The following is a 24,273-nucleotide window of genomic DNA, read 5'->3' as shown; positions in this document are numbered from 1 at the left end:
CTTTAAATAATAGATTTTAGAGGTTACTATATACCTCAGAACAATGTAGATTCCAGATAAAAAATTAATTTTCGCATGATTAATAAATCAAGTAATTTAATAAAAAAAGTGGTCTATCCTTGTCCAAACTATCATACGTTTTTAATAGAAGCTCTAGGGGGGACAAGGATGAAGAAAATAATATTCGCTCTCATATTAGGAATATTGGTGATTCATATAAAACCAGCATTTGCAGAAGAAAACTATGACTGGGAATCACTAAATGAGATCTCTGACACAGCATTGCAACTAGCAAAGCAAGAACGCTTTAGCGAGTCTGCCCAATTATTATCTTATTTTGCGGTTAAGTTTGAAGAGATTCCAATTGATCGAAATTTTATTTCTCTAGACGATTACCGGACTATTACTAGTACATATAAAAATGCACAAGAAGTAGTATTAAATAATCAAATTACCATCGAAGAAAAAGTTCGTACTTTAACAAAGTTTAGACTTGTAGTAGATGCAATGGTCTCAGAGCATCAACCGTTATGGGGAGCGATGGAATCTTCGATTATGGCTACCTTTTCACAAATGAAAAGTGATATCCAAGAGGGAGATAAACAATCATTTCAACATGACTTTAATGAGTTTTTAGCTTTATATGAAGTCATATATCCTAGTATTCAAGTAGATTTAGATAATGAGAGAATTAAGAGAATGGATGTTCATATCTCAGTTGTAGAAGATAAATTGTTTGAAGATATTCCTGTTACAAGTCGTACAAAGCAACTGGATGTTATGGAAGAAGAATTAAAGGCGATTTTCGAAAGAATAAAAGAGGATGAAGCAGATCCATCTCTATTATGGGTTATGATATCGACAGGAAGTGTTATTTTATTAGCACTATCATATTCAGGGTGGAAAAAGTATCTTGGAGAAAAGGAAAAGAAAAAAGAAACGAAGAGGGAAACGGAAAAAGAATAAAATTAATTAGTATCCTAAATAGTAAAGCTGATTGAATGATTTGACGAGTTAGCGCAAATTATTTAATCAGCTTAAATTATGTAATGCTGTTAATTACTTTGTTAATGGTTTCTTATTTTCATCTAATGTAAATCCTTCACCTAATACATCGTGTACATCACTTACAGCAACAAATGCGTGTGGATCTATAGATGTTATTACATTTTTTAATCGAACGATTTCGTTTTTACCAACAACACAATATAAAACATTTTGATCCTGCTTAGAAAAAGAGCCTTGTCCTTTTAAAATGGTTACCCCTCGATCCATTTCTTCCATGATTTTTTTTGAAATATCTTCTGAATGTCGCGAAATGATCGTTGCTCCTTTTGCTGCATATGCTCCTTCTTGCATGAAATCAATTATACGTGCTCCTACAAAAACTGCAACTAGTGTGTACATGGCTTCCTTGTAGGATAAATAGGTAATCCATGATACCGTTATAACACATAAGTCAAATAGAAACATTGTTTTCCCCATACTCCAACCTAAATAACGATGTGAGAGCCTAGCGATGATATCGACTCCACCTGTTGTGCCTCCATAACGAAAAATAATACCCAATCCAATTCCAATCGAAAGACCTGCAAAAAGGGCAGCAAGTGTTAGATCATCTTTTAGTGGCATACTTATTTGATACTGCTGGAATATCCATAAATAAAAGGAAAGGCTCACCGTACCAATGATTGTATAGATGAAAGAGGTTCTTCCTAAAACACGCCAGCCGATTATAAATAATGGAATGTTAAGTACTAAATTTGATATTGATGGATCAATACTAAAAAGAAAGTATAGCAACAGTGTAATACCCGTAAAGCCACCCTCAGCTAAATTGTTCTGTATATTAAAATGAACAAGGCCAAACCCAAAGATACCTGAACCAATTAATATAAAAAGAATATTTTTAAAACGAATTTCAGATAACATAATAAATACCCCCATATGTTGAATCATAGCTTAAATATTATAGATGATAAAAAGTCAAGGTGCAAATTTTGATAAAAACGTGACGAAATAATTGTAAAATTACCTTGTTTTAGCTAACATGAAATAGAAAAGTAGAAGAGGTGATACCATTGGATAGTAAAAGCATGAATGACATTCAAAAAGAAGTAGATACATACATAGGTCAATTTAAAGAAGGATATTTTTCACCTCTAGCCATGATGGCTAGAATTTCAGAAGAAGTAGGAGAATTAGCTAGAGAAATTAATCATACATATGGGGAAAAACCAAAGAAGTCTTCAGAAAAGGAAAAAAAAATTGAAGAGGAACTTGGTGATGTTATGTTTGTGTTAATTTGTTTAGCAAATTCATTAAATATAGATCTCGAGGAATCACATAATTTAGTGATGGATAAATTCAACACAAGAGACAAAGACCGTTGGACAAGAATTAAAGAATAATCTATGATTTTTCCTCAAGTTGAGTTTATGCCACTTTCTTAATTGGGTGAAAATAATTGATTAGACTCCTGCAATGATAAACAATCAGGATCTATTATAGTGACAAATTAAAGATATTATCAGAAGTGCATGTATTAGCCAAACTGAAAGCTAATTAAACCAAGCAAGATAAAGGAGTTAATAAAATGGAACAAATTAAAATTGTTATAGCAGGTGCGAGAGGAAGAATGGGAAGTGAAGCTGTAAAGTTAGTTGAAGAAACTGAACATTTCTCTCTCGTTGCAGTTGTTGATCATAAATATGATGGAATGAGTCTGAAAGAGCTATCAGGTTTTGAAGTAGATGTACCAATTTATTCAGATATTGATAAATGCTTTTTTGAAAAAAATCCTGATGTATTAATAGACTTAACAACTCCTGAAATTGGAAAGGTACATACAAAAAAAGCTTTAGAAAATGGTGTTCGACCTGTTGTTGGTACAACTGGTTTTTCAGAAAGTGATTTAGCTGAGCTTGAAGAGTTAACAACTGAAAAGGGGATTGGTGCAATTATCGCTCCTAACTTTGCTATTGGTGCCATCTTAATGATGAAATTCTCGCAAATGGCTGCTAAATATTTTCAAGATGTTGAAATAATTGAACAACATCATGACCAGAAGCTTGATGCACCTTCAGGAACTGGGTTGAAAACAGCTGAAATGATTTCTGCTGTTAGAGAAGAAAAACAACAGGGACATCCAAATGAAACAGAAATCCTTGAGGGAGCTCGAGGAGCAAATTTTAAAGGTATTCGTTTACATAGTGTTCGTCTGCCAGGATTAATCGCACATCAAGAGGTATTATTTGGTGGTGATGGACAAACATTGAAACTCCGTCATGATTCGTATAATCGTGCTTCCTTCATGTCAGGTGTTAAGTTGGCTGTTGAAAATGTTATGAAAATTGATTTGCTCGTTTATGGATTAGAAAATATTATTGAATAAAGGGGAAGTTCAAATATGAAGATTGCCTTAATTGCCCATGATAAAAAGAAAACAGATTTAGTACAATTTGTAACAGCATATCAACCAATTTTTACTGATCACGAATTATTTGCAACAGGTACAACAGGCTTACGAATTCAAGAAGCAACAGGTTTAAGTATTCACCGATTCCGCTCAGGTCCACTTGGTGGTGATCAGGAAATTGGTGCATTAATTGCGCAAAACAAAATGGATATGGTTCTCTTTTTTAGAGATCCGTTAACAGCTCAACCACATGAGCCTGATATCACGGCTCTTATTCGACTTTGTGATGTATATTCTATTCCTTTAGCAACTAATATGGGAACAGCTGAAATTTTAGTAAGAGGATTAGACCGTGGTGATTTACATTGGCGAGATGTCGTTCATGAACAAGATAATAAGTAAAAACGATAAGGGGTAGTTGATTGGAGAAACTAGTAATGAAATTGAAAATTTTATTACTAGATTTTCTGTTTTTCCCCTATAGATACGGGAGAGAGAAATGAGTAAACAACTTGATATTTTAGCTTTTGGTGCCCATCCTGACGATGTTGAAATTGGCATGGGAGGAACAATTTCTAGGTTTTCAAAAAAAGGGTTAAAAATTGGAATATGTGACTTAACTATGGCTGAATTATCTTCAAATGGAACAGTTGATAACAGGCAAATAGAAGCAAAGCAAGCAGCAAGTATTTTAGGTGTTTCACAGAGAGTTCAATTATCTTTACCAGACAGAGGATTATTCTTATCTGAATCATCGATTAAAGAGGTTGTCACAGTCATTAGAGAATATAAACCTCAAATTGTTTTTGTTCCTTATTTTGAGGATCGGCACCCTGACCATGGGAACTGCGCAAGGCTAGTAGAAGAAGCTGTGTTTTCTGCCGGTATTAGAAATTTTCAGGATGAAGGGAACAATTCCGCTCACCGTGTAAGGGATCTTCATTATTATATGATCAATGGCTTTCATAAGCCTGATTTTGTTGTTGATATCAGTAAAGAAATCAAAAATAAAATTGATAGCTTAAAAGCATATAAAAGTCAATTTGATATGGCAGAAGGCTCTACCCAAACACCGCTAACAAATGGTTATATAGATGCAGTTGAAAGTAGAGAACGACTTTATGGCAAAGAGGTTGGTGTAATGTATGCAGAGGGATTTAAAACAAAGAAACCAATTTTGCTATCAGAGGATTTAATAGGTGAGAACGTATGAAGAAAAAATTGAAAATAGGTATAACTTGTTATCCATCTGTAGGTGGATCAGGGGTTGTTGCTACAGAGCTTGGGAAATTACTAGCTGAAAAAGGACATGAAATTCACTTTATCACATCAAGTTTACCTTTCCGTTTAAATAAAGTTTACTGTAATATTACTTTTCATGAAGTTGAGGTAAATCAGTATTCAGTTTTTAAGTATCCACCATATGATTTGGCATTAGCTAGTAAAATGGCAGAGGTTGCGAAAAGAGAAGAACTTGATTTACTTCATGTACACTATGCAATTCCTCATGCAATTTGTGCTTTTTTAGCAAAACAAATGGTAGGGAATGATCTTAAAATAGTCACAACACTTCATGGTACAGACATAACAGTTCTAGGTTATGATGAATCCTTATCAGAATTGATCAAATTCGGAATTGAATCATCTGATAAAGTTACTGCTGTTTCAAATTCCTTAGTTCAACAAACAAATGAATTATTTCAACCGAATAAAGAGATTTCAACCGTATATAACTTTGTAGATGACCGTATTTATTATAAAAAAGATACAGTGAATCTTAAAGAAGAGTTTGGCATTGACAAAGATGATAAGGTTATTATTCATGTTTCTAATTTTCGGAAAGTAAAAAGAGTTCAGGATGTTATCTATACGTTCCAAAAAATTCAGCGAAAACTGAAATCAAAGTTATTACTAGTTGGAGATGGACCTGAGATGTCATATGTAACTAAGCTTGTAAGAGAGCTGGGGTTATCAGATTCTGTCCTTTTCTTAGGCAAACAAGATAATTTAGAGGTGTTATATTCATTAAGTGATTTAATGCTATTATTATCAGAAAAAGAGAGCTTTGGATTAGTTTTATTAGAGGCTATGGCATGTGGTGTTCCGTGTATTGGAACAAACGCTGGTGGTATTCCAGAAGTAATAATAGAAGGTGAGACAGGTTATATTTGTGAAGTAGGAGATATAGAAGCAATTGCTTTCAAGGCTCTCGAAATACTTACGAATAACGAGTTACATAAGGCAATGTCAACAAATGCAACATACCTAGCGAAACATACATTCCACTCAGACGAAATCGTATCTCAATATGAATCAATTTATTATGATCTGTTATAAAAAGGAGTTAATATGAATTCTTCCTTTATTGAGGCAAAGCCCATTCTTGAAAAACTGATAAGTTCAGGTTATCAAGCATTTTATGTTGGAGGATCTGTAAGAGATCTTCTTCTTGAAAGAGAGATCGGTGATGTGGATATTGCTACTTCTGCAAAACCAAATGAAATAAAAAAGCTCTTTCGAAAAACAATTGATGTAGGGGCAGAACATGGGACGATTATAGTACTACATAATGAAACACCTTATGAAGTAACAACGTTTCGCACTGAAACAGAATATGAAGACTTTAGAAGACCTAAGTCAGTTTCATTTATTTCTTCACTTAAAGAAGATCTTAAAAGAAGAGATTTTACGATTAATGCAATGGCGATGGATATTGATGGTGAAATTATTGATTATTTTAATGGCAAAGAAGACTTATATAATAAACATATTCAAACGGTAGGAAAGGCATCTGAAAGGTTTACAGAGGATGCTTTAAGAATGTTAAGAGCCGTTAGGTTTGTAAGCCAATTAAGTTTTTCTTTGTCATTTACTACTCAAATAGCCATAAGAGATCATGCTCATTTATTAGAATCTATTTCAACTGAAAGAAAAGTAATTGAAATTGAGAAGCTTCTCTCCGGTAACAGCTTTCAAGAAGCTGTAAAGCTATTACTAGAGTGTGAAGTGTATAGTTTTTTACCCGGTCTAGTACACAAACAGGATGAGTTAAATAATCTTTTAGTATTTGATTTTACACTTATTACAAATAGAGAAGAACTTTGGACAACTATTTCTTACTTTATTAAACCAATCTCAGTAGAAGCATTTTTAAGAAGCTGGAAATTACCTGTAAAATTAATCAAAGCGGTAGAAAAGAATCTGAATTATCTCCAGTTATTATTAAATGGGCAAACCTGGACAAAATTATTGATATATGAGGCGGGGATTGATGCTGCACTGTCTGCAGAAAGAATCTATTCGTTACTTGGTGACGGCGGAACTTTAGAAGTCAATCTTAATACAGTTAAGTCTCTTTATAAGAGCCTTCCAATTAAAGATAAAAAGGATTTGAATATAACAGGTAAAGAAATTATAGAAGTTATGAAGAAACAACCGGGACCTTGGGTTACAAAAGCAATAAATGCAATAGAAATAGCTATTCTAATGGATGAACTCGAAAATAATAGGGTGGCGATAAAGGAGTGGCTGTTAAGTTGCAATCAGAACTTCGAACAAAGTTACTAAAAGCCTTTTCTGAAGCAGATGGGGAGTTTATATCAGGCCAAAAAATTAGTGAACTTATTGGTTGTTCAAGAACTGCTGTATGGAAACATGTAGAAGAGTTGAGAAAAGATGGTTACGAACTTGAAGCGGTAAGAAGACAAGGATATCGTATTACAAAAAAACCAGATAAAGTTAGTGAAAACGAAATCCAATTAGGATTAAAAACAAAGATGATGGGTAGATATATTCATTTTGAACAAATCGTTGGTTCAACACAAAAAATTGCACAATCTTTAGCAACAGAAGGTGCAGTAGAAGGAACAATAGTTGTCGCAGATCAACAAACAAGCGGGCGTGGCCGAATGTCGAGGTCATGGTATTCTCCAAGTGGGACAGGTATCTGGATGAGTATGATTATTCGTCCCAATATACCAATTCATTCAACACCTCAATTAACACTTTTAACAGCAGTTGCTGTTGTTCAAGCAATAGAAGAAGAGACTAAACTAAAACCAGATATTAAGTGGCCGAATGATATTTTGATTAATGGTAAAAAAGTAGTTGGGATTTTAACTGAATTACAAGCTGAAGCTGACCAAGTTCATTCAGTCATTATTGGAACTGGGATTAATGTGAACCAAAAACTTGAAGAATTTCCAGAAGAGTTGCAAAATATTGCAACTTCGATTCAAATCGAAACGGGTATCATATGGGAACGGGCTTTACTTATTCAAACAATGCTTTTAAAGTTTGAAAAGTTATATTTACTTTATTTGACGCAAGGATTTAAACCGATTAAGTTATTATGGGAATCTTATGCAATAAGTTTAAATAAAGAAATAGTAGCTAGAACACTGAATGGATCTTTTCAAGGGAAAGCAATTGGCATCAATGATCAAGGAGTCTTGTTGATTGAATTGTCTGATGGCTCCATCAAAGAAATTTATTCAGCAGATATTGACGCACAATAAAGAAAGCTTGATTATAAAAGTTGTGATAACTACTTATGGCATATAACAAATTTTTCTGCTATACTTCCCTTGGGTAGTATCTTTTAAAAGAACTACACCTTATGAATCATTTAGTTAATGTCTTTACATTGAAGTAATATAAGAGGAAACAATCTTGAAATTTTATATCTGCCTTGATCCATGGAGGACTAGGACAGAGGGATGAAAACCAATATTTGTGTATACTACAAATCCTTCTTTCTTTGTCGAAAAGAGGGTTTTTTTAATTAAATATATTCTGTTTCTTTGGTGTTTCATCTCCTCTCTTACAAGGCGACCTTATTAGTAGAAAGCTCTTTAATTAAGGCTCTTTTCTGAAAAATTAATGCTATTTACCCTTATTATGCAGTAGGATCATTGTTTTATTGCATAATAAGGTAACTAACCTTTGAAGAAAAGATGCCACTATGTTTGATACAGTGTTGTTTACTTGGAATTTCAAAAGCAACAAACTTTACGATAACAGCCTTAATTAGAGTGTAAAAATGGTTAGTAAGATTTAGGAGGGGAATTATTTTGAAAACAAGACTTGATTTCATAAAAATGAAAAAAGACAAAGAACCAATTAGCATGATTACTGCTTATGATTTCCCAAGTGCGAAACAAGCGGAGAAATCTGGTGTAGATATTATTTTAGTTGGTGACTCTTTAGGTATGGTTGTTCTTGGCTATGACTCCACTATACCTGTTACAGTAGAAGATATGATCCATCATACAAAAGCTGTCAAACGCGGTGCAAAAGATACATTTGTTGTGACTGACATGCCTTTTATGTCTTATCATTTATCTAAAGAAGAATCAATGAAAAATGCTGCAAGAATTATGCAAGAGGGTGGAGCTGATGCAGTAAAAGTTGAAGGTGCAGATGGTGTAACTCCTGTTATTGAAGCGCTTACTTTTGGTGGTATTCCAGTTATAGCACATCTAGGTTTAACACCTCAATTGGTAAATGTTCTGGGCGGTTATAAAGTACAAGGAAAAAATGCTGAAGCAGCAAAAAAATTAATTGATGATGCAATAAAATGCCAAGAAGCTGGTGCAATAGCTTTGGTATTAGAATGTGTACCACAGCAATTAGCAGAGGAATTGACGAATGTATTAACAATTCCAACGATCGGGATTGGTGCGGGTTGTCATACAGATGGTCAAGTATTGGTCTATCATGATCTATTAGGATATGGTTTGGGACATGTTCCAAAGTTTGTTAAGAAATATGCTACACTTTCAGAGACAATCGATATAGCTATTAGTGAATATATTAATGAAGTGAAAACAAGAACATTTCCTGAAGAACAACATTCGTTTAATATGAAAAAAGAAGAGCTCCATAGTCTATATGGAGGGATAGTAAAGTGAAAATAGTTGAAACAAAAAGTGAGTTAAGACGTGAGATAAAAAAATATAAAAAAGACAGTAAAACGATTGGTTTTGTCCCAACTATGGGGTTTCTCCATGAAGGTCACTTAAAGCTAATTGAAGAAGCAAAAAAAGAAAATCATATTGTTGTACTAAGTATCTTTGTTAATCCACTACAATTTGGTCCAACCGAAGACTTTGATTCTTATCCTAGAGATAGGGAGAGAGATGAACAACTTGCACTAGAAGCGGGTGTTGATTTGATTTTCACTCCTCATGTAAATGAAATGTATCCAGTCATTCCTTCTTATACAGTAAATGTGAGTGATCGTGTTGACGTGTTGTGTGGCAAATCAAGAGAAGGACATTTTAATGGTGTTGCAACAGTGTTAACTAAGCTGTTTAATCTAATTAACCCTGATAAAGCATATTTTGGGATGAAGGATGCCCAGCAGGTTGCAGTAATTGAAGGTTTGATAAGTGAATTTCATTTTCCATTAAAAATTGTACCTGTTGCAACAATTCGAGAAGAAGATGGTCTTGCAAAAAGTTCAAGAAACGTTTATCTTAATGATGTTGAGCGAGAGGAAGCTCCAATGTTATATAAAAGTTTATTGAGTGCAGCAAATGCAATTAAAGATGGAGAAAAAGATGTTAATTCTATTAAAGAAAAGGTTTCACAGATACTTACAAATGAAACTACTGGTAAAATAGATTACGTTGAAGTGCTTTCTTACCCTGAATTAAAAGAAATATCGGTAATTTCTGGTAAGATAATTATTGCACTAGCTGTTAAGTTTACAAATGCAAGGCTAATTGATAATATAACGTTGGAAGTTTAAGAATGTCACTTTTTAATTAGGGCTCTTTTCTAAAAGAAATATTGCTAATGACCGACCAACTCTTAGGACTTTGCATAGAGCTGTTTTGAAAAGCAACAAAGTTTACGAAGATAGCCTTAAATAAGTATAAATAGATGAACGAACTTGGGGGAGAGCAAATTGTTTCGTACAATGTTAAATGCTAAAATACATCGTGCTCGTGTAACAGAAGCAAATCTAGACTATGTTGGAAGTATTACTATAGATGAGAATATAATAGATGCTGTTGGAATGGTAGCAAATGAAAAGGTACAAATAGTTAATAATAATAATGGTGCACGTTTTGAAACCTATATTATAGCTGGTGAAAGAGGTAGTGGAGTTGTTTGCTTAAATGGTGCAGCAGCCCGACTTGTTCAAAAAAATGATGTTGTCATTATCTTAACTTACACGCTAGTTTCAGAAGATAAACTAGCAAATCATAAACCAAAAATTGCTATAATGGACGAAAAAAATAATATAGTTGAAATGCTTGGACACGAACCAGCAGCAACTATAATGTGATCAATATATTAGGATCTGACTTTTAATTGTATATTGGGATGTTTGTTTTTAAAACATGACTGATATACTTTACTTATAGTCAGTCCTTTTTTTGTGTCATATGATATAGTTAAATTAAGAAAGTTTAAACTTTTTTTATTAGGTTATGTTAAAGCTCTATGTTAATATTCCACGATGTTAATTATTTGAAAATATGATATTGTACTCCATACTAGAAAAGCGGTGATCTTCTAGCTGCCCATTAGGTGTGTAACATGAGAGTAGGCATTCATACTGAGGGAATAATAATTCCTAAAGGAAGAAATGCCTTTAATGGAAATCAATATAATGTGACATATCCTTAACTATATAAAGGTATGTCTACGAAACATATAAAAGAATGATCGTATATGTACTAAAATAGCATGGAGATACAAATAACTTCAATATTAATTGTTTTAGATAATGATTGAGGTGTTATTTATGAATGAACAACGATACGTTGTATTAGATTTAGAAACAACAGGAAATGCACCTAAAAAGGGTGATAAGATAATACAGATCGCTGCCGTTGTCATTGAAAATGGACAAATAGTTGATCGTTACATGAGCTTTGTGAATCCACTGCAAAAAATCCCGGTTTTCATAGAACAATTAACCGGAATAACTAATTCAATGGTTGAAAATGCACCAACGTTTGAAGAAATTGCTGAAGAGATTATAAAGCTACTGGATGATTCTTTTTTTGTAGCTCATAATGTATATTTTGATTTGTCTTTTTTACAAGAAGAACTGAAAAAATGTGGTTACCAATTTTCTGGACAAGTTTTAGATACAGTTGAATTGGCTAGATTAGTATTTCCAACCGAAAATAGCTATAAATTATCTGACCTCAGTGTAAAGTTCAATATGATCCATGAAAATCCACATCGAGCAGATAGTGATGCAGAAGCAACTGCTTTGTTATTTATCCGCATATACAATAAAATTAAATCCTTGCCTTTGCTTACGCTTAAACAGTTAATAAAACTATCTAGATCTTTTATTAGTGATTTTGAGGAAGAGCTAGATAATATAATTACTGAGAAATTAGTTAAGTTAAGTGGATTTGAAAGACCTGATCTTGAAACAGTGAGATCTTTAGCAATAAAGAAGATAGAAGAGACCAGTTTTGATTATGGAAAATCAGAAGCAAAATATAGCTTTGAACAAATAGCAACATTGTTTGAGAATCATGATGGTCAAATGACAGATGTTATTGAAGATTATCATGTTCGCCCTGAACAAATGAAAATGATGAGTGAAGTTGATCATGCTCTTTTTTCACATCAGCACAGTTTAATAGAGGCTCCTACAGGTAGTGGGAAAACTATAGGTTATTTAGTCCCTGCTTTACTGTTTTCTAAACAAGAAAATAAAAGTGTGGTTGTTAGTACGTATACAACTACTTTACAAACACAAATGATTGAGCGAGATATTCCCTTTTTACAAAAGGTCCTGCCTTTTCACATATCTGCTGCAATTTTAAAAGGTCAAAGTCATTACCTATGTTTACAAAAGTTTGAGCAATCACTACATGAACAAGAGGATAATTATGATTTTATATTGAGTAAGGCACAATTACTTATTTGGTTAACAGAAACAGAAACTGGAGACTTAGATGAATTAAATCTTCCTTCAGGTGGTAGAGCGCTATGGGAGCAACTACATGTTGATCGATCATCTTTTCAAAATAACCCGTTTTATTCTTTTTGCTTTTACCAGCGTGCAAAGAAAAAGGCTCAAGAAGCTAATGTAATCATTACTAACCATGCAATGGTTTTATCTGACATTCAAAGAAAAGATCAAACCTTACCAAAGTACGATGAAATCATAATTGATGAAGCACATCATTTGCACCGCGTAGCAAGTGAACAATTTGGATTACGATTAAGTTATTTAGATATACATACTATGTTAAATCGTTTAGGGCTTTCTACTTCAAATGGTTTAATTAAAAAATTTAAACAACTTCAAGAAAAATGTTTAAAAGAGAAAATGTCAATTCCTCAAAAATTAGATAGTATATTTTTACAACTACAAGAGGAGAGCCATCTATTTTTCTCTGGATTACACGCATATGTATACAAAAGACGAAATGATCCTGTTTTAAACCGCTCTTCCTATAAATATGATCCTGATCTAGAAAATAATCGTAGTTGGAATTCGCTTCTTGAGCTTGTAAAAAGAATTCAATTTTTGATGAATGATTATCAAATGCTACTACAAAAATGGTTTAATCACTTGGAAAGTATTAATAAAGGAGAATTATCGATAAAAGATAATCTTATACTAGAGGAATTTAGTCAACATCAGTTACTTATTAAACAATATAAGGACGCAATTGAATATCTGTTTTTTGAGAAAGATGAATCAATTGTTAAGTGGATTGAAATTGATTCAAAAGGAGCAAAAAATGCAGTTTCTGTTTATGCACAACCTATACAGGTTGGAGATTATTTAGCTGATGAATTTTTTGCTCAGAAACAAAGTGTCATTTTAACGTCTGCTACTTTGACAATTAAAAATTCTTTTTCATATATGATTGAAACACTTGGGTTAAATGATTTATATCCTAAAGAAGTTCAACTTAAGTCCTCTTTTCCATATAAGAAACAGGTGAAATTATTTATTCCAAGTGATATGCCCATGGTAAATGAAGTTACAACTGAAGATTACTCAGAAGCAATTGCAGCAAATATAGGGAGTGTCGCTCAAATTACAGATGGGAAAATACTTGTCTTATTTACCTCGTTTGAGATGCTGAGAAAAACATACTACCTTTTAAAAGAAGATATTACTTTGGAGGATTTCGTAATTATGGGGCAAGGCACGGGAAGTGGGAGTCCTTCTCGGATCACAAAAAACTTTAGACAATATGAACGAGCAATTTTACTTGGCACAAACAGTTTCTGGGAAGGTGTAGATTTTCCAGGAGATGACCTAAAGGCATTGATGATTGTCAGATTACCATTTGCTTCTCCTGACGAACCTACTGTTTCTGCAAAAAGTAAATTACTTGAACAACAAGGAAAGAATTCTTTTTATGATTTTTCACTTCCAGAAGCAATATTACGTTTCAAACAAGGATTTGGACGGCTAATTAGAAATGAAAGTGACAAAGGAATACTATTCATTTTAGATAATCGTATCGTTTCAACGAAATACGGAAAACAGTTTTTACTATCTTTACCAGATCTTGATATTGAGAAAAAACCAATGCACGAACTCACCCATTTAATTGAGGAATGGATTAACTAAAAAAATTGGCCGATTCATCAGAATCGGCCGTTAAATGGTGTGGGTTAGGAGAAATTTATTTTGCGCTAAAGTGTGTGTTCAACTGTTATAATAGATCTGGTACAACAATAGATATGTTGTTGTAATGTTATTGTATCCAGTAGGAACAGACATATAAGTAACAATATTTGTTTGATGTAGGAGGAATTTGTCATGGAAAGTAAAATTGAAATTTTATCAACTGTTACGATTGATCATTCTGATGATCTCTACAAGGTTGTGGATGTGTTAAATCGTACATTAAAAAGAGAAGATTTAATGTTTGGACTAGCACTTGACCAAGAAGATCAAACAAAAGCCGTATTTACCATTTATCGTACGTAAGGAAGTGACATAGATGGGAAAAAAAACAATCATTGCACTTACCTTTATGTTGCTTGTTATCATTACTAGTATTTGGCTATTTGCTTCAATTTATAATACAGCGAGAAGTCAATATAATGAAGGTCATCAACATTCAAAAGAAATTGCATTAGAGAAAGGAAAACTAACATCAATAGATACCATTGATACTTACAATGGTAATATAAAGTATCATATTATTTCAGGGAAAAATGTAAACAAAGAACCTGTATATGCATGGATACCACTATCTAAAGAACAAATAAAGGACAAAAGTGATTTGGATGAGGTTGTCATTAAAAAGCAATCATCAGGTATTACTAAGGAAGAAGCAGTCCAGGCAGTGAAAAGTGAATATAATGTAAAACAGCTTATTAATGTTAAACTTGGAATGGATGAAGAAATTCCTATATGGGAAGTTAAGTACAAAGATCAATCTGATCGCTATACATTTGATTTTGTCCATTTTAGCAATGGAGAAATTGTAAAACATATGGCAGTGAAAAATGATAAATTTAAGTGATGTATCGGATAACCACTATTAGAAAAGTCTGACATTTTTATGCTTTAGTACACTTCATTGCTACACAACTTTAAAATAAGTATAATAGGATAATGTAACGTACATAAAACATAAATTAGATAGACATCGTAGCTTTTTGGAGGGAATTATTACGTGAAAACAACGATAGCTGAAGTAGGTAAGTTTGTAGGACAAGAAGTAACAATAGGTGCTTGGTTAGCAAATAAGAGATCAAGTGGAAAAATTGCTTTTTTACAACTAAGAGATGGAACGGGTTTTATTCAAGGTGTAGTTGTTAAAGCTGAAGTTGAAGAGGAAATATTTCTACAAGCAAAATCAATTACTCAAGAAACTTCTGTATATGTTTCTGGTATTGTAAAAGAAGATGAGCGTTCACCTTTTGGGTATGAGCTAGGTATTACAAATATTCGTGTTATATCCCAATCAGTGGATTATCCTATTACACCGAAAGAGCATGGTACAGAATTTTTAATGGATCATCGTCACCTTTGGTTACGTTCAAAACGTCAGCATGCCGTTATGAAAATAAGAAATGAAATTATTCGTTCAACTTATGAATTTTTTAATAAAGAAGGCTTTGTAAAGGTGGATCCGCCTATTTTAACTGGTAGTGCTCCAGAGGGGACATCTGAGCTATTCCACACAAAATATTTTGATGAAGATGCTTATCTTTCTCAAAGTGGACAACTTTACATGGAAGCTGCAGCAATGGCACTTGGGAAAGTGTTCTCATTTGGACCAACTTTTAGAGCAGAAAAATCAAAAACAAGACGTCATTTAATTGAGTTTTGGATGATTGAACCGGAAATGGCTTTTTATGAATTTGAAGATAATTTAAAGGTTCAAGAAACGTATGTTTCTTATATCATTAAAAGTGTCTTGGAGAACTGCAAATTAGAATTAAATACATTAGGTAGAGATCTTTCTAAATTGGAGAAAATTCAAGCTCCGTTCCCACGTATCACATATGATGATGCGATAAAATTCCTTCATGAAAAAGGCTTTGATGAAATAAAATGGGGAGACGATTTCGGTGCACCTCATGAAACAGCAATTGCGGAAAGCTATGAAATGCCGGTTTTTATCACGCATTATCCGACTAGTCTAAAACCTTTCTACATGCAACCAGATGCAAATAGAGAAGATGTTGTTCTATGTGCTGATTTAATTGCACCAGAAGGTTATGGGGAAATTATAGGTGGTTCAGAGCGTATACATGATGCTGAACTACTTAAGCAACGATTGAGTGAACATAATCTAGATGAAGCTGCCTATGATTGGTATTTACAGCTTAGAAAATATGGTTCAGTCCCGCATTCTGGATTTGGTTTAGGACTTGAGCGAACCGTTGCATGGTTAAGCGGCGTTGAGCATGTAAGAGAAACAATTCCATTTCCACGTCTATTAAATAGACTTTATCCTTAACTTATAGCTAAGACTGACTCTTGAAATTTTAAGAGTCGGTTTTTTATTTGGCTGTTTTTCGATTATTTCCCGAATGGTAGGGCTAAGATCAACGTTGATTAATATAAAAATGGAAGTCATGCGGGATAAGTAAAAAGATACTTATTTCTTCCCGGATACAAGCAAATGCCAATAATGGAATTCAAAAATAAGCTTTAAATTGGCAATAACAACATAAATCTATTTAATACAAAGAAATAGCTCATCATGGTATACTAAAAAGCGAGGTGTTTTTATGAACAAAGAACAATTTATTTATCTTCAAGAAACTGGACATGTATCTATTCCAGTGATTTTGTTTAATTATTACGCAAAATTAGGTATTAATGAAGAAGAATTTATGGTTATACTCCAAGTAATTAAATTCAAACAAACAGGAAATCAATTTCCAACTCCTACTGAAATATCCGATCATATGGCAATTTCTACATCTACATGTACATCCATTTTAAGAACCTTAATTCAAAAAGGATTTTTAATAATAGAAGAAAGCGAAGAAAATAGGTTGCTTTGTGAATACTATTCTTTTAAACCACTTTGGGATAAATTATATACTTATTTGATGAAAGAAAATATGCAAAAAGAACAGGAGCAAAATAATGAAGAAGATATGAGCTTGTATAGTGTCTTCGAAAATGAGTTTGGACGACCACTGTCTCCTTTTGAATGCGAATCGTTGGCCATATGGATTGATCAAGATGAATATGATCCAGTAATTATTAAAGCAGCGTTGAGAGAAGCAGTTATGTCTGGTAAATTAAATTTCCGTTATATAGATAGAATATTATTTGAATGGAAAAAGAACGGTATTAGAACGATTGATCAAGCAAGAAATCATTCAAAAAAGTTTCGTCAAAATCAAGGAAGTAACAATAACAAGCAATCTGATAATAATGAAGATTATCAACGAAAAGTGCCTTTTTATAACTGGTTAGAAAGCTAAACCGCACAATTTTTATTTGAAAAATTAGGGCCTTAGCCTTAGCCTGAAACAGGTAAATATAATAAATAAATTTAGTTAATCAGTCTAACTAGATAAGCAGGTGAAAATAATGTTAACCAAAGTCCAAATCCGTGAGTGCTTAGACACAATGACTGAAATGTTTCCAGATGCACATTGTGAACTAGTTCACGAAAATCCTTTTGAACTCGTTATTGCTGTAGCTTTATCTGCACAATGTACCGATGCTTTAGTAAACAAGGTAACTAAGAATTTATTTCAAAAATATAAAAAACCTGAAGACTATTTGGCTGTATCATTAGAGGAGTTACAAAATGATATAAAATCGATAGGTTTATTTAGGAACAAAGCCAAAAATATTCGAAAGCTTTGTGAAACATTGCTAGAACATTATAATGGAGTGGTTCCAAACGACCACACAGAGCTTACAAAACTAGCTGGTGTTGGTAGGAAAACAGCTAATGTAGTAATGTCAGTAGCATTTGGCGTTCCAGCAATTGCTGTTGATACACATGTTGAAAGAGTTAGTAAGCGTCTAGCGATATGCAAATGGAAGGATTCTGTTCTCGAAGTTGAGAAAACACTTATGAGAAAAATTCCAAAGGAAGAGTGGTCTGATACACATCATCGCTTAATCTTTTTTGGTAGATATCATTGTAAAGCACAATCACCTAATTGTGATAGTTGCCCACTACTTCACTTATGTAGGGAAGGTCAGAAACGTATGAAAAAGGTGAAAGTAGTAAATGCCAAATAAGCTACAGAAAATACCTGCTGCGTTTTTGTTTCCTCCTTTTGATAAGGAGTGTGAAGGATTTATAACCTTCAATGAAACAAGTCAATTAGTTGAAGTCCTTCAGGATGAACCATTTTATTATGATATTTTTTTTAATTTAAACCAAGCTTCATCATATAAACCATGGGAAACCCCGACATTTGTACTACAAGAGATATTTGAGGTTCAACGTAGCTTGATTGATCAAATTAAAGAGGGGTTTAGATCTAGAAAACCTAATAAGGATTTACTAATCAAACTGCTTTCATTATTTATTATTTGTTTATTTTGGCTAAATAAACAACCTGTGAAAAGTTTAGATATAAAAGGTATGGAAATTGATAAGCTTCTGAGAAAACCAGTGAATTGTGAAGAACGATTAATTTTTATATTAAAAAAACCAACACAATATCATGCTTTTATACAATTAGAGCAGTTATTTATAGAATTAGAGAAGATTTATGTGAAGGCTCTTGCATTAAAACAATTATTATAAAATCTCTAAAAAAGAACCGTGGATTATTCCACGGTTCTTTTTTAAAGTTATCATTCTGTTGTATCATCGTTTGAATCGTCATTATTCTTTCTCCCACTGTTTTCACTTGGAGGAGTTGTGGCTTCTACATCAGGTGGGGTTTGCTCTTGTTCACCTTCTGTATCATCTTCGTTTTCATCGCCATCATCAGATTCATCTTCATTCTGTCCATTCCCATTTCCATTCCCATTTCCATTCCCGTTTCCATTCCCGTTTCCATTCCCGTTTCCATTACCTTGATCTGGTGTTTCTTCCTCTTCCTCAATCGGAAGCTCTGGTACATCTACCTCAGGTTCAGGTACTTGAACTTTCGTGGCTGCTTCATTACTACGGTTTTCATTGTCACTGTCACTAACTGCAACAACTTTAAAAGCATATATAGCTCCAGGAATAACATCCGCTATTTCATATCCCATATCCTTGGATTTATTAACTACTTGATAAGGACCCTCATCAATCGATTGACTTACTTCAAACGTAACGTCAGCTAATTTGCTTTCGTCGTAATTCCAATTGATGCTTATAGAATTTGTAACTTGATCATAGTTGATGTTTAGGTTTGAAGGCTTATCAAGAGTTTCATACTTTTTAGATACTTTTGTTGGTTCGGATCCTTTAACAAAATACTCATACGTAATTCGATTAGAGGGAGTATATTCACTAGCCAATACAGCATCCTTTGATCCTTTTTCTATTGCTTTCTTTACAACGCTATTAGGTTGTTCGAAGTCGGAAGAATCTCCAGCAGCAACTTGTGAAAAGATTTCTTTAAACATCGCTCTTGCAAGTTTCTGATCTGAAGAATCTAGATATACCTTTTCACTGTCTTTTGAAATATTATATCCGGTCCAAACAGCAGCTGTGTAATTAGGGTTATATCCGACAAACCATGCATCTTTGGCTGCTCCAGATGGGATATTGTATTTTGCTTTATCATCATCGGTAAAATTAGTTGTACCTGTTTTACCTGCAATATTAATACCAGGTATTTGTACCGATTGACCAGTACCATACGAGATTACTGATTTCATCATATCTGTAATCATAAATGCAGTATAGTCACTCATTGCTGCTTTTGGTTCAGGCTCAAGACTTATTTCAGTTCCATCACTTAATACAATCTTCTTAACGGCATGGGGTTCAATGTACATTCCATTATTTCCGAACGCACTAAATGCACCAGCCATTTGAAGTGGGGAGACACCTTTATCAAATCCACCAATTGAATAAGATTCGTATATATTATCTAAAGGGATACCTAAGCCTTCTGCAAATTCTTTTGATTTATCAAGACCTACCTCTTGCATTGCTTTTAGTGCTGGTATATTTCTAGAGTCTGCTAAAGCTTGGCGAATGGACATCCACCCTTTGTAGCTAAGATCCCAGTTATTTATAGGTGTTTTTCCATCACTATAAGTATAGGGCTCATCTTCTAGCTGATGATAAGTAGACCATTTTAAATGCTCAATAGCTGGACCATAATCTAAAACAGGCTTAATTGTTGAACCTGGCTGTCTTCTTGTATCTGTAGCATAGTTATAGCCACCTACAGGTTGGTTACGTCCTCCACCAATAGCTCGAATTTCACCAGTTTGAGTATCAATTAAGGAAATACCAGCCTGTAAGTCATCATCAGGGAAATTCATAACATCGCCATTTAAGACATTTTCAACTGTATCTTGTGCATCAGGATCTAATGTTGTATATATTTCTAAACCGGCAGAACCAGCATCGATATCTGTTTTTTCCTTTACTTCTTCTATGACTTCTTCAACAAAAGCATGGTACGGATTTGCTTTTTCAGTAGCTTCTACAACAGTTGATTGTACTGGGATACTTTTTGCTTCTGTAGCTTCTGCTTCAGAAATAAATCCATGCTTTGCCATTAATGTTAAAACAATATTTCTGCGCTTCTCGGCATTTTCTGGATGAGTTCTAGGGTTATAGTTATTAGGACTCTGTGGTATCCCCGCAATCATAGCTGCTTCGTGTAGCTCTAGCTCTTCTAAGTCTTTATCATAAAATGACTTAGCAGCTTGAGAAATTCCATATATATTACCAGGGAAGTAAATTTTATTTAAATACATTTCTAGAATTTCCTGTTTAGAGTATTTTTGCTCTAATTGGAAAGCTAACCATAATTCTTGAACCTTACGAGTAACTGTCTTATCTCTAGTTAAAAGGGAATTTTTTATTACTTGCTGTGTAATAGTACTACCACCCTCAGCACCAAATCCTTCTTGGACATTGGCTACAAATGCTCCTCCAATTCGGATAAAATCAACACCGTTATGCTCATAAAACCTTGCGTCCTCAGTTGCTAAAACGGCATTTTCTAGCACTTTTGGAATTTCGTCATAAGGTACATAGGTTCGTTTTACTTGTCCAAATTCACTAATTTCTTTACCATTCATATCATAAAGCTTTGATGAAAACGAATCTTTAAGTTTCTTTTCATCAAGTGGTGGCGCATCAGCTACAATTACTGCAAAAGCGATACCTCCAACAAGCATTCCGAAAATTCCTAATGCAAGAACACTTAATAATATTTTTTTCCAAAGACCTGATTTATTTTGTTTTTTCTTATTTTTCTTTGAAGTTTGATTTGCCTGTCGTTTTTTGCGTTCTTCACGACTTTTATATTGTTCAGCCATGTACATCATCAACCTTTCATAATAGGTTATAAATACGAGGAGACCTCAAAATATTCCTCTCAACCTGTTAAAACCTATAACAACTTAAATTTTTCAATTAGATATATTAAATCTTACTATCTCTTTCTTTCAAACATAAAGGAGAGGAATTCACCAACAAGGTAAGTATACTTTTGATCAAAAATACAAAAACATTTAAAGCATCTTAAAAGTATAGTTTATCGATAATCTTCAGATAGTCAATCCTTGCTTGATATCCGATAGGAATTTTATACCCTACTTTATTTATTTCTTCAATTGTTATTGATTTTCTACCGCCATTTTGCTGACGTTGCCAAAAAATAAAAAGATCTTCAGCCTTTACATAATAAAACTCGTTAAACGCAGATAAAATGACAAAGCATACCCCGCCTTGCTTTACTACATTTTGCATATGCTCAATTTGATGAGCATGGAAATTTTGCAAAGGAAATGAGGTCTTATTTTTTGTCTCTTTTGCTTCGAAATCAATATATTTTGCTCGGTATATACCATTATAATCGGTTGTAGAGCTTTGTTTGAAATAAGCTTCTTTTATGACTGCAGCACTTCGTCTTGGGTAATCAACGTTAACAATTTGGACAGGAGTAGGCTTTTTATGGATAACAGCAAGCTTGTGCTCTAGGTAGTATTTATTTGTTTCATTTAAGTCCTCTTCAAGTGACATACCACGGTTACTATATGTAAAAGAAGGCTGTTGTTTTTTTCGTGCTTGTTCTTTGGGCTCATAAGCCTTTCCGTTAGGATAACGAAAGATCATACTGTACCTCCTTTTTAAAACTACAACTATCATACCAAAAATAAACGAAAAGTAATGATATAAAAGTTTCAATTTTGTTAATGTGTACATTCCATGTCCTTAGGTAACCATATTGATAGAGGTGGAATGATGAATATTTTTGATAATAAGAACTTATATCCAGACAAAGAGATTATTACATATATAGAAAATAAGACAAGAAATATGAATTATGACAATATCTCAAGAACTAAAGCTTATGAAAATTATTATTTTCGTTTAGAAGAAATACAATGGGCCCTGTTAGCTGGTATGGTATCACGAAACGCTGGTTGGAGTATGACTGATTTAAAAGGCATTTGGTTTCGAAAAGCTCTCAATGAAGAAATTAGGAGCCTGCTGTTTATGACATTTGAACGAGCCAACTGGATGATTTTTCAGGATGCATTTCCTCAATTATTAGTTTATGAGTTCTCAAAAAAATTAGATAAACCTTTATTCCATTTATTAAAGCACTTTAATGTATCCACCTTTATGGTAAAGGAATGGGAGCTATTTTGGAAAAAAGGTAGAAAAGACCGTTTGATGAACGCATTAATTATAAATGAACAAAATGTTATACATAAACCAGTTATAGAACATAAGCTTTATAAAAAACATGTATTTAAATCATTGAATTTTCGTTTACAGGAATTACTTCATTTCAGTACAGTTGTTTTTCCGACCTTAAATGGCAAATTATTTGGTTTTTCAGTGAATCAATTTACTCAATTAACGAAACGTATTGAATTAGGCAAACGCCTTTCATGGCTTTTGTTCCATTCAGGTTTGTATGATGAATTTATCAATTTTGCGAAAACAGTTGTACATACTGGTACTAGATATGATTATGAAATTTTTATGTCTGGAAATAGAAAAAGAGAAACACCTTTATTACGTACAGCATATCCAATGGTTTCACATTCTTTAGACGAAAATAAAAAAGATTGGTTTCAACATCAACATACTAAAAAATGGTTTAAGGACATTACGATTCCTAATAAATATGAATTAACAGATTGGTTTACTCATAAGCAAGACCAACTGCATTTATTAACGATTCTAAAAGAATATAACCGAAATGGGTAGAAAAAAAGCAAGGATAAAAAATTATCCTTGCTTCCTTTCATGTTATCAGAACCAGTTAATCAATTTCTGCTTAAGTAGATGGACGGTTTGGTCCATCTAATTTTTTATCTCCTGGAAGACGAGCTTTATCCTCAGATGTTTGTTGTTTATCGTTTGGTTTTTTTGCCATTGTAAGCACCTCCTAAATCTTATTTTGACCTATCATACGAAATTCCATGCAGTCGATTTTAGATGTCGAACATTAAGTTAATTCACTTTCTTTGACGAATAGAAACTAGTTTTGTCAATCAAGAAGGTTGTGAAGAATAGTTGACGAATACTAGCATCAAGGGGAGGGAGATTTATGAATACTATTATATCTAGAAATGAAATTGAAGTGAAATTAGCAGAATTGGAAAAAGAATTGATGAAGCTTGAGGATAGTCTAAATGTAAAACTCTCTAAAGATAATGATATAGAATCTAAGCTTATTGATGACATGAAGCAAGTTGATCACCATCTAACAGATATAATGTTATGCCTCCAAACGGAACAATCACATAAAAAGAATGATCGAAATAATATTCGATCTTCTAGCTTTTCGTTAATGGCAACAAATGCCTAAACTCTATATGTGCGTGTAGGTAAGGAATTTGATATGATTAGGGTAGAGGTGAGTAATATGAACCTGATCATGTCATCTAGAGAGCTTTTCCTAATTCTAGACGATTGTAAAAAACGGTTTGAATCTATTAATCAAAAACCAGAAAAAACGGAAGAGTTATTTTATCAAGATGTAAAACCGATGTTTGAATTAGCATTGGATAAAGTGCAAATGTGGAAACCTTTAGCTGAAGAATGGGTAAAAATGAATAAACCTAAATATATTCATTCAGCACAAATTGATTCAACAATTGATAATATTGAACAAATTGTATTGCAATCTTTTTATAAAGATATAAACAAACAAAGATTTCATAATCTTTATAATTCAGTTGAATATGTATTGAGTAGCATACTTAGTGAAATAGAATGCTCACAATGACTAGCTATAATAGTTAGTCTTTTATTTTTGGCTAT

General features: G+C 33.1%; 25 protein-coding genes. 21 read left to right on the top strand and 4 right to left on the bottom strand.

The features are described 5' to 3' along the window. Nucleotides 1-168: 168 nt before the first annotated feature. Nucleotides 169-966, top strand: a complete 798-nt coding sequence (gene ypjB, locus FS935_RS03515) for a sporulation protein YpjB (RefSeq protein WP_158638524.1) — start codon at nucleotides 169-171, stop codon at nucleotides 964-966. Nucleotides 967-1,059: 93 nt separating this feature from the next. Here ypjB and FS935_RS03510 read toward each other — a convergent pair whose 3' ends face one another. After that, nucleotides 1,060-1,932 (bottom strand): YitT family protein, encoded by an 873-nt coding sequence (locus FS935_RS03510; RefSeq protein ID WP_146946126.1) that lies wholly within the window; start codon nucleotides 1,930-1,932, stop codon nucleotides 1,060-1,062. Between the two features lie 164 nt (nucleotides 1,933-2,096). Between FS935_RS03510 and FS935_RS03505 the strand changes: the two genes are divergently transcribed. The 17 genes from FS935_RS03505 (at nucleotide 2,097) to FS935_RS03425 (ending at nucleotide 18,615) form a co-directional block, all read left to right on the top strand. Further along, on the top strand, nucleotides 2,097-2,411 hold the full coding sequence (locus FS935_RS03505) for a nucleotide pyrophosphohydrolase (protein ID WP_168714464.1): 315 nt from the start codon (nucleotides 2,097-2,099) through the stop codon (nucleotides 2,409-2,411). Between the two features lie 185 nt (nucleotides 2,412-2,596). Beyond that, on the top strand, nucleotides 2,597-3,394 hold the full coding sequence (gene dapB, locus FS935_RS03500) for a 4-hydroxy-tetrahydrodipicolinate reductase (RefSeq protein WP_146946124.1): 798 nt from the start codon (nucleotides 2,597-2,599) through the stop codon (nucleotides 3,392-3,394). A gap of 15 nt (nucleotides 3,395-3,409) precedes the next feature. Beyond that, nucleotides 3,410-3,820, top strand: coding sequence for a methylglyoxal synthase (gene mgsA / locus FS935_RS03495; RefSeq protein WP_146946123.1), 411 nt, complete (start codon nucleotides 3,410-3,412; stop codon nucleotides 3,818-3,820). 97 nt (nucleotides 3,821-3,917) lie between these two features. Then, nucleotides 3,918-4,631 carry a bacillithiol biosynthesis deacetylase BshB1 gene (bshB1, locus tag FS935_RS03490; protein ID WP_146946122.1) on the top strand — a complete coding sequence of 238 codons (714 nt, stop codon included), beginning with the start codon at nucleotides 3,918-3,920 and terminating at the stop codon, nucleotides 4,629-4,631. Continuing rightward, nucleotides 4,628-5,755, top strand: a complete 1,128-nt coding sequence (gene bshA, locus FS935_RS03485) for an N-acetyl-alpha-D-glucosaminyl L-malate synthase BshA (RefSeq protein WP_146946121.1) — start codon at nucleotides 4,628-4,630, stop codon at nucleotides 5,753-5,755. The genes bshB1 and bshA overlap by 4 nt, the downstream gene beginning before the upstream one ends. 12 nt (nucleotides 5,756-5,767) lie before the next feature. Beyond that, on the top strand, nucleotides 5,768-6,985 hold the full coding sequence (locus FS935_RS03480; RefSeq protein ID WP_146946120.1) for a CCA tRNA nucleotidyltransferase: 1,218 nt from the start codon (nucleotides 5,768-5,770) through the stop codon (nucleotides 6,983-6,985). After that, nucleotides 6,955-7,935, top strand: a complete 981-nt coding sequence (locus tag FS935_RS03475) for a biotin--[acetyl-CoA-carboxylase] ligase (RefSeq protein ID WP_146946334.1) — start codon at nucleotides 6,955-6,957, stop codon at nucleotides 7,933-7,935. Before FS935_RS03480 ends, FS935_RS03475 begins: the two co-directional genes overlap by 31 nt. 555 nt (nucleotides 7,936-8,490) lie before the next feature. Further along, the gene (gene panB / locus FS935_RS03470) at nucleotides 8,491-9,330 is read left to right on the top strand and encodes a 3-methyl-2-oxobutanoate hydroxymethyltransferase (protein WP_146946119.1); all 840 of its coding nucleotides are present in this window, start codon (nucleotides 8,491-8,493) and stop codon (nucleotides 9,328-9,330) included. After that, nucleotides 9,327-10,172: a pantoate--beta-alanine ligase gene (gene panC, locus FS935_RS03465; protein ID WP_146946118.1), complete on the top strand. Its 846-nt coding sequence runs from the start codon at nucleotides 9,327-9,329 to the stop codon at nucleotides 10,170-10,172. Before panB ends, panC begins: the two co-directional genes overlap by 4 nt. Before the next feature lie 159 nt (nucleotides 10,173-10,331). Then, complete coding sequence (gene panD, locus FS935_RS03460) at nucleotides 10,332-10,715, top strand: aspartate 1-decarboxylase (protein WP_146946117.1); 384 nt, start codon at nucleotides 10,332-10,334, stop codon at nucleotides 10,713-10,715. A 462-nt stretch (nucleotides 10,716-11,177) separates the two neighbouring features. After that, the gene (dinG, locus tag FS935_RS03455) at nucleotides 11,178-13,994 is read left to right on the top strand and encodes an ATP-dependent DNA helicase DinG (RefSeq protein ID WP_158638523.1); all 2,817 of its coding nucleotides are present in this window, start codon (nucleotides 11,178-11,180) and stop codon (nucleotides 13,992-13,994) included. Between the two features lie 192 nt (nucleotides 13,995-14,186). Then, nucleotides 14,187-14,357, top strand: coding sequence for a YpmA family protein (locus tag FS935_RS03450; RefSeq protein ID WP_146946115.1), 171 nt, complete (start codon nucleotides 14,187-14,189; stop codon nucleotides 14,355-14,357). A 13-nt stretch (nucleotides 14,358-14,370) separates the two neighbouring features. Then, nucleotides 14,371-14,898, top strand: coding sequence for a cell wall elongation regulator TseB-like domain-containing protein (locus tag FS935_RS03445; RefSeq protein ID WP_146946114.1), 528 nt, complete (start codon nucleotides 14,371-14,373; stop codon nucleotides 14,896-14,898). Between the two features lie 153 nt (nucleotides 14,899-15,051). Further along, nucleotides 15,052-16,344 carry an asparagine--tRNA ligase gene (asnS, locus tag FS935_RS03440; protein WP_146946113.1) on the top strand — a complete coding sequence of 431 codons (1,293 nt, stop codon included), beginning with the start codon at nucleotides 15,052-15,054 and terminating at the stop codon, nucleotides 16,342-16,344. Nucleotides 16,345-16,618: 274 nt separating this feature from the next. Beyond that, nucleotides 16,619-17,326, top strand: a complete 708-nt coding sequence (locus FS935_RS03435; protein WP_146946112.1) for a DnaD domain-containing protein — start codon at nucleotides 16,619-16,621, stop codon at nucleotides 17,324-17,326. Nucleotides 17,327-17,435: 109 nt separating this feature from the next. Next, nucleotides 17,436-18,101 (top strand): endonuclease III, encoded by a 666-nt coding sequence (nth, locus tag FS935_RS03430; RefSeq protein ID WP_146946111.1) that lies wholly within the window; start codon nucleotides 17,436-17,438, stop codon nucleotides 18,099-18,101. After that, nucleotides 18,091-18,615: a YpoC family protein gene (locus tag FS935_RS03425; protein ID WP_146946110.1), complete on the top strand. Its 525-nt coding sequence runs from the start codon at nucleotides 18,091-18,093 to the stop codon at nucleotides 18,613-18,615. The genes nth and FS935_RS03425 overlap by 11 nt, the downstream gene beginning before the upstream one ends. A 50-nt stretch (nucleotides 18,616-18,665) precedes the next feature. Here FS935_RS03425 and FS935_RS03420 read toward each other — a convergent pair whose 3' ends face one another. Then, on the bottom strand, nucleotides 18,666-21,308 hold the full coding sequence (locus FS935_RS03420) for a PBP1A family penicillin-binding protein (protein ID WP_146946109.1): 2,643 nt from the start codon (nucleotides 21,306-21,308) through the stop codon (nucleotides 18,666-18,668). 205 nt (nucleotides 21,309-21,513) lie between these two features. Next, a complete protein-coding gene (gene recU / locus FS935_RS03415) occupies nucleotides 21,514-22,104 on the bottom strand; it encodes a Holliday junction resolvase RecU (RefSeq protein ID WP_275669565.1) in 591 nt (196 codons plus the stop codon). 132 nt (nucleotides 22,105-22,236) lie between these two features. Here recU and FS935_RS03410 point away from each other — a divergent pair, with 132 nt between their 5' ends. After that, nucleotides 22,237-23,214: a DUF2515 family protein gene (locus tag FS935_RS03410; protein WP_146946107.1), complete on the top strand. Its 978-nt coding sequence runs from the start codon at nucleotides 22,237-22,239 to the stop codon at nucleotides 23,212-23,214. A 70-nt stretch (nucleotides 23,215-23,284) separates the two neighbouring features. Here the strand turns inward: FS935_RS03410 and FS935_RS23730 are convergent, their stop codons facing one another. Next, complete coding sequence (locus FS935_RS23730; protein ID WP_193559341.1) at nucleotides 23,285-23,383, bottom strand: spore protein; 99 nt, start codon at nucleotides 23,381-23,383, stop codon at nucleotides 23,285-23,287. A gap of 174 nt (nucleotides 23,384-23,557) precedes the next feature. On the opposite strand from FS935_RS23730, the gene FS935_RS03405 reads away from it, so the two are divergent. Next, nucleotides 23,558-23,818, top strand: a complete 261-nt coding sequence (locus FS935_RS03405; protein WP_146946106.1) for a hypothetical protein — start codon at nucleotides 23,558-23,560, stop codon at nucleotides 23,816-23,818. A gap of 57 nt (nucleotides 23,819-23,875) precedes the next feature. Continuing rightward, a complete protein-coding gene (locus FS935_RS03400) occupies nucleotides 23,876-24,238 on the top strand; it encodes a DUF1798 family protein (protein WP_158638522.1) in 363 nt (120 codons plus the stop codon). Nucleotides 24,239-24,273: the final 35 nt, after the last annotated feature.

Origin of the sequence: Metabacillus litoralis (assembly GCF_007994985.1) — a bacterium.
Classification (GTDB): Bacteria; Bacillota; Bacilli; order Bacillales; family Bacillaceae; genus Metabacillus; species Metabacillus litoralis.
Note: the sequence above shows the minus strand (reverse complement) of the source record. Positions and strands in the feature narration are given on the sequence as shown.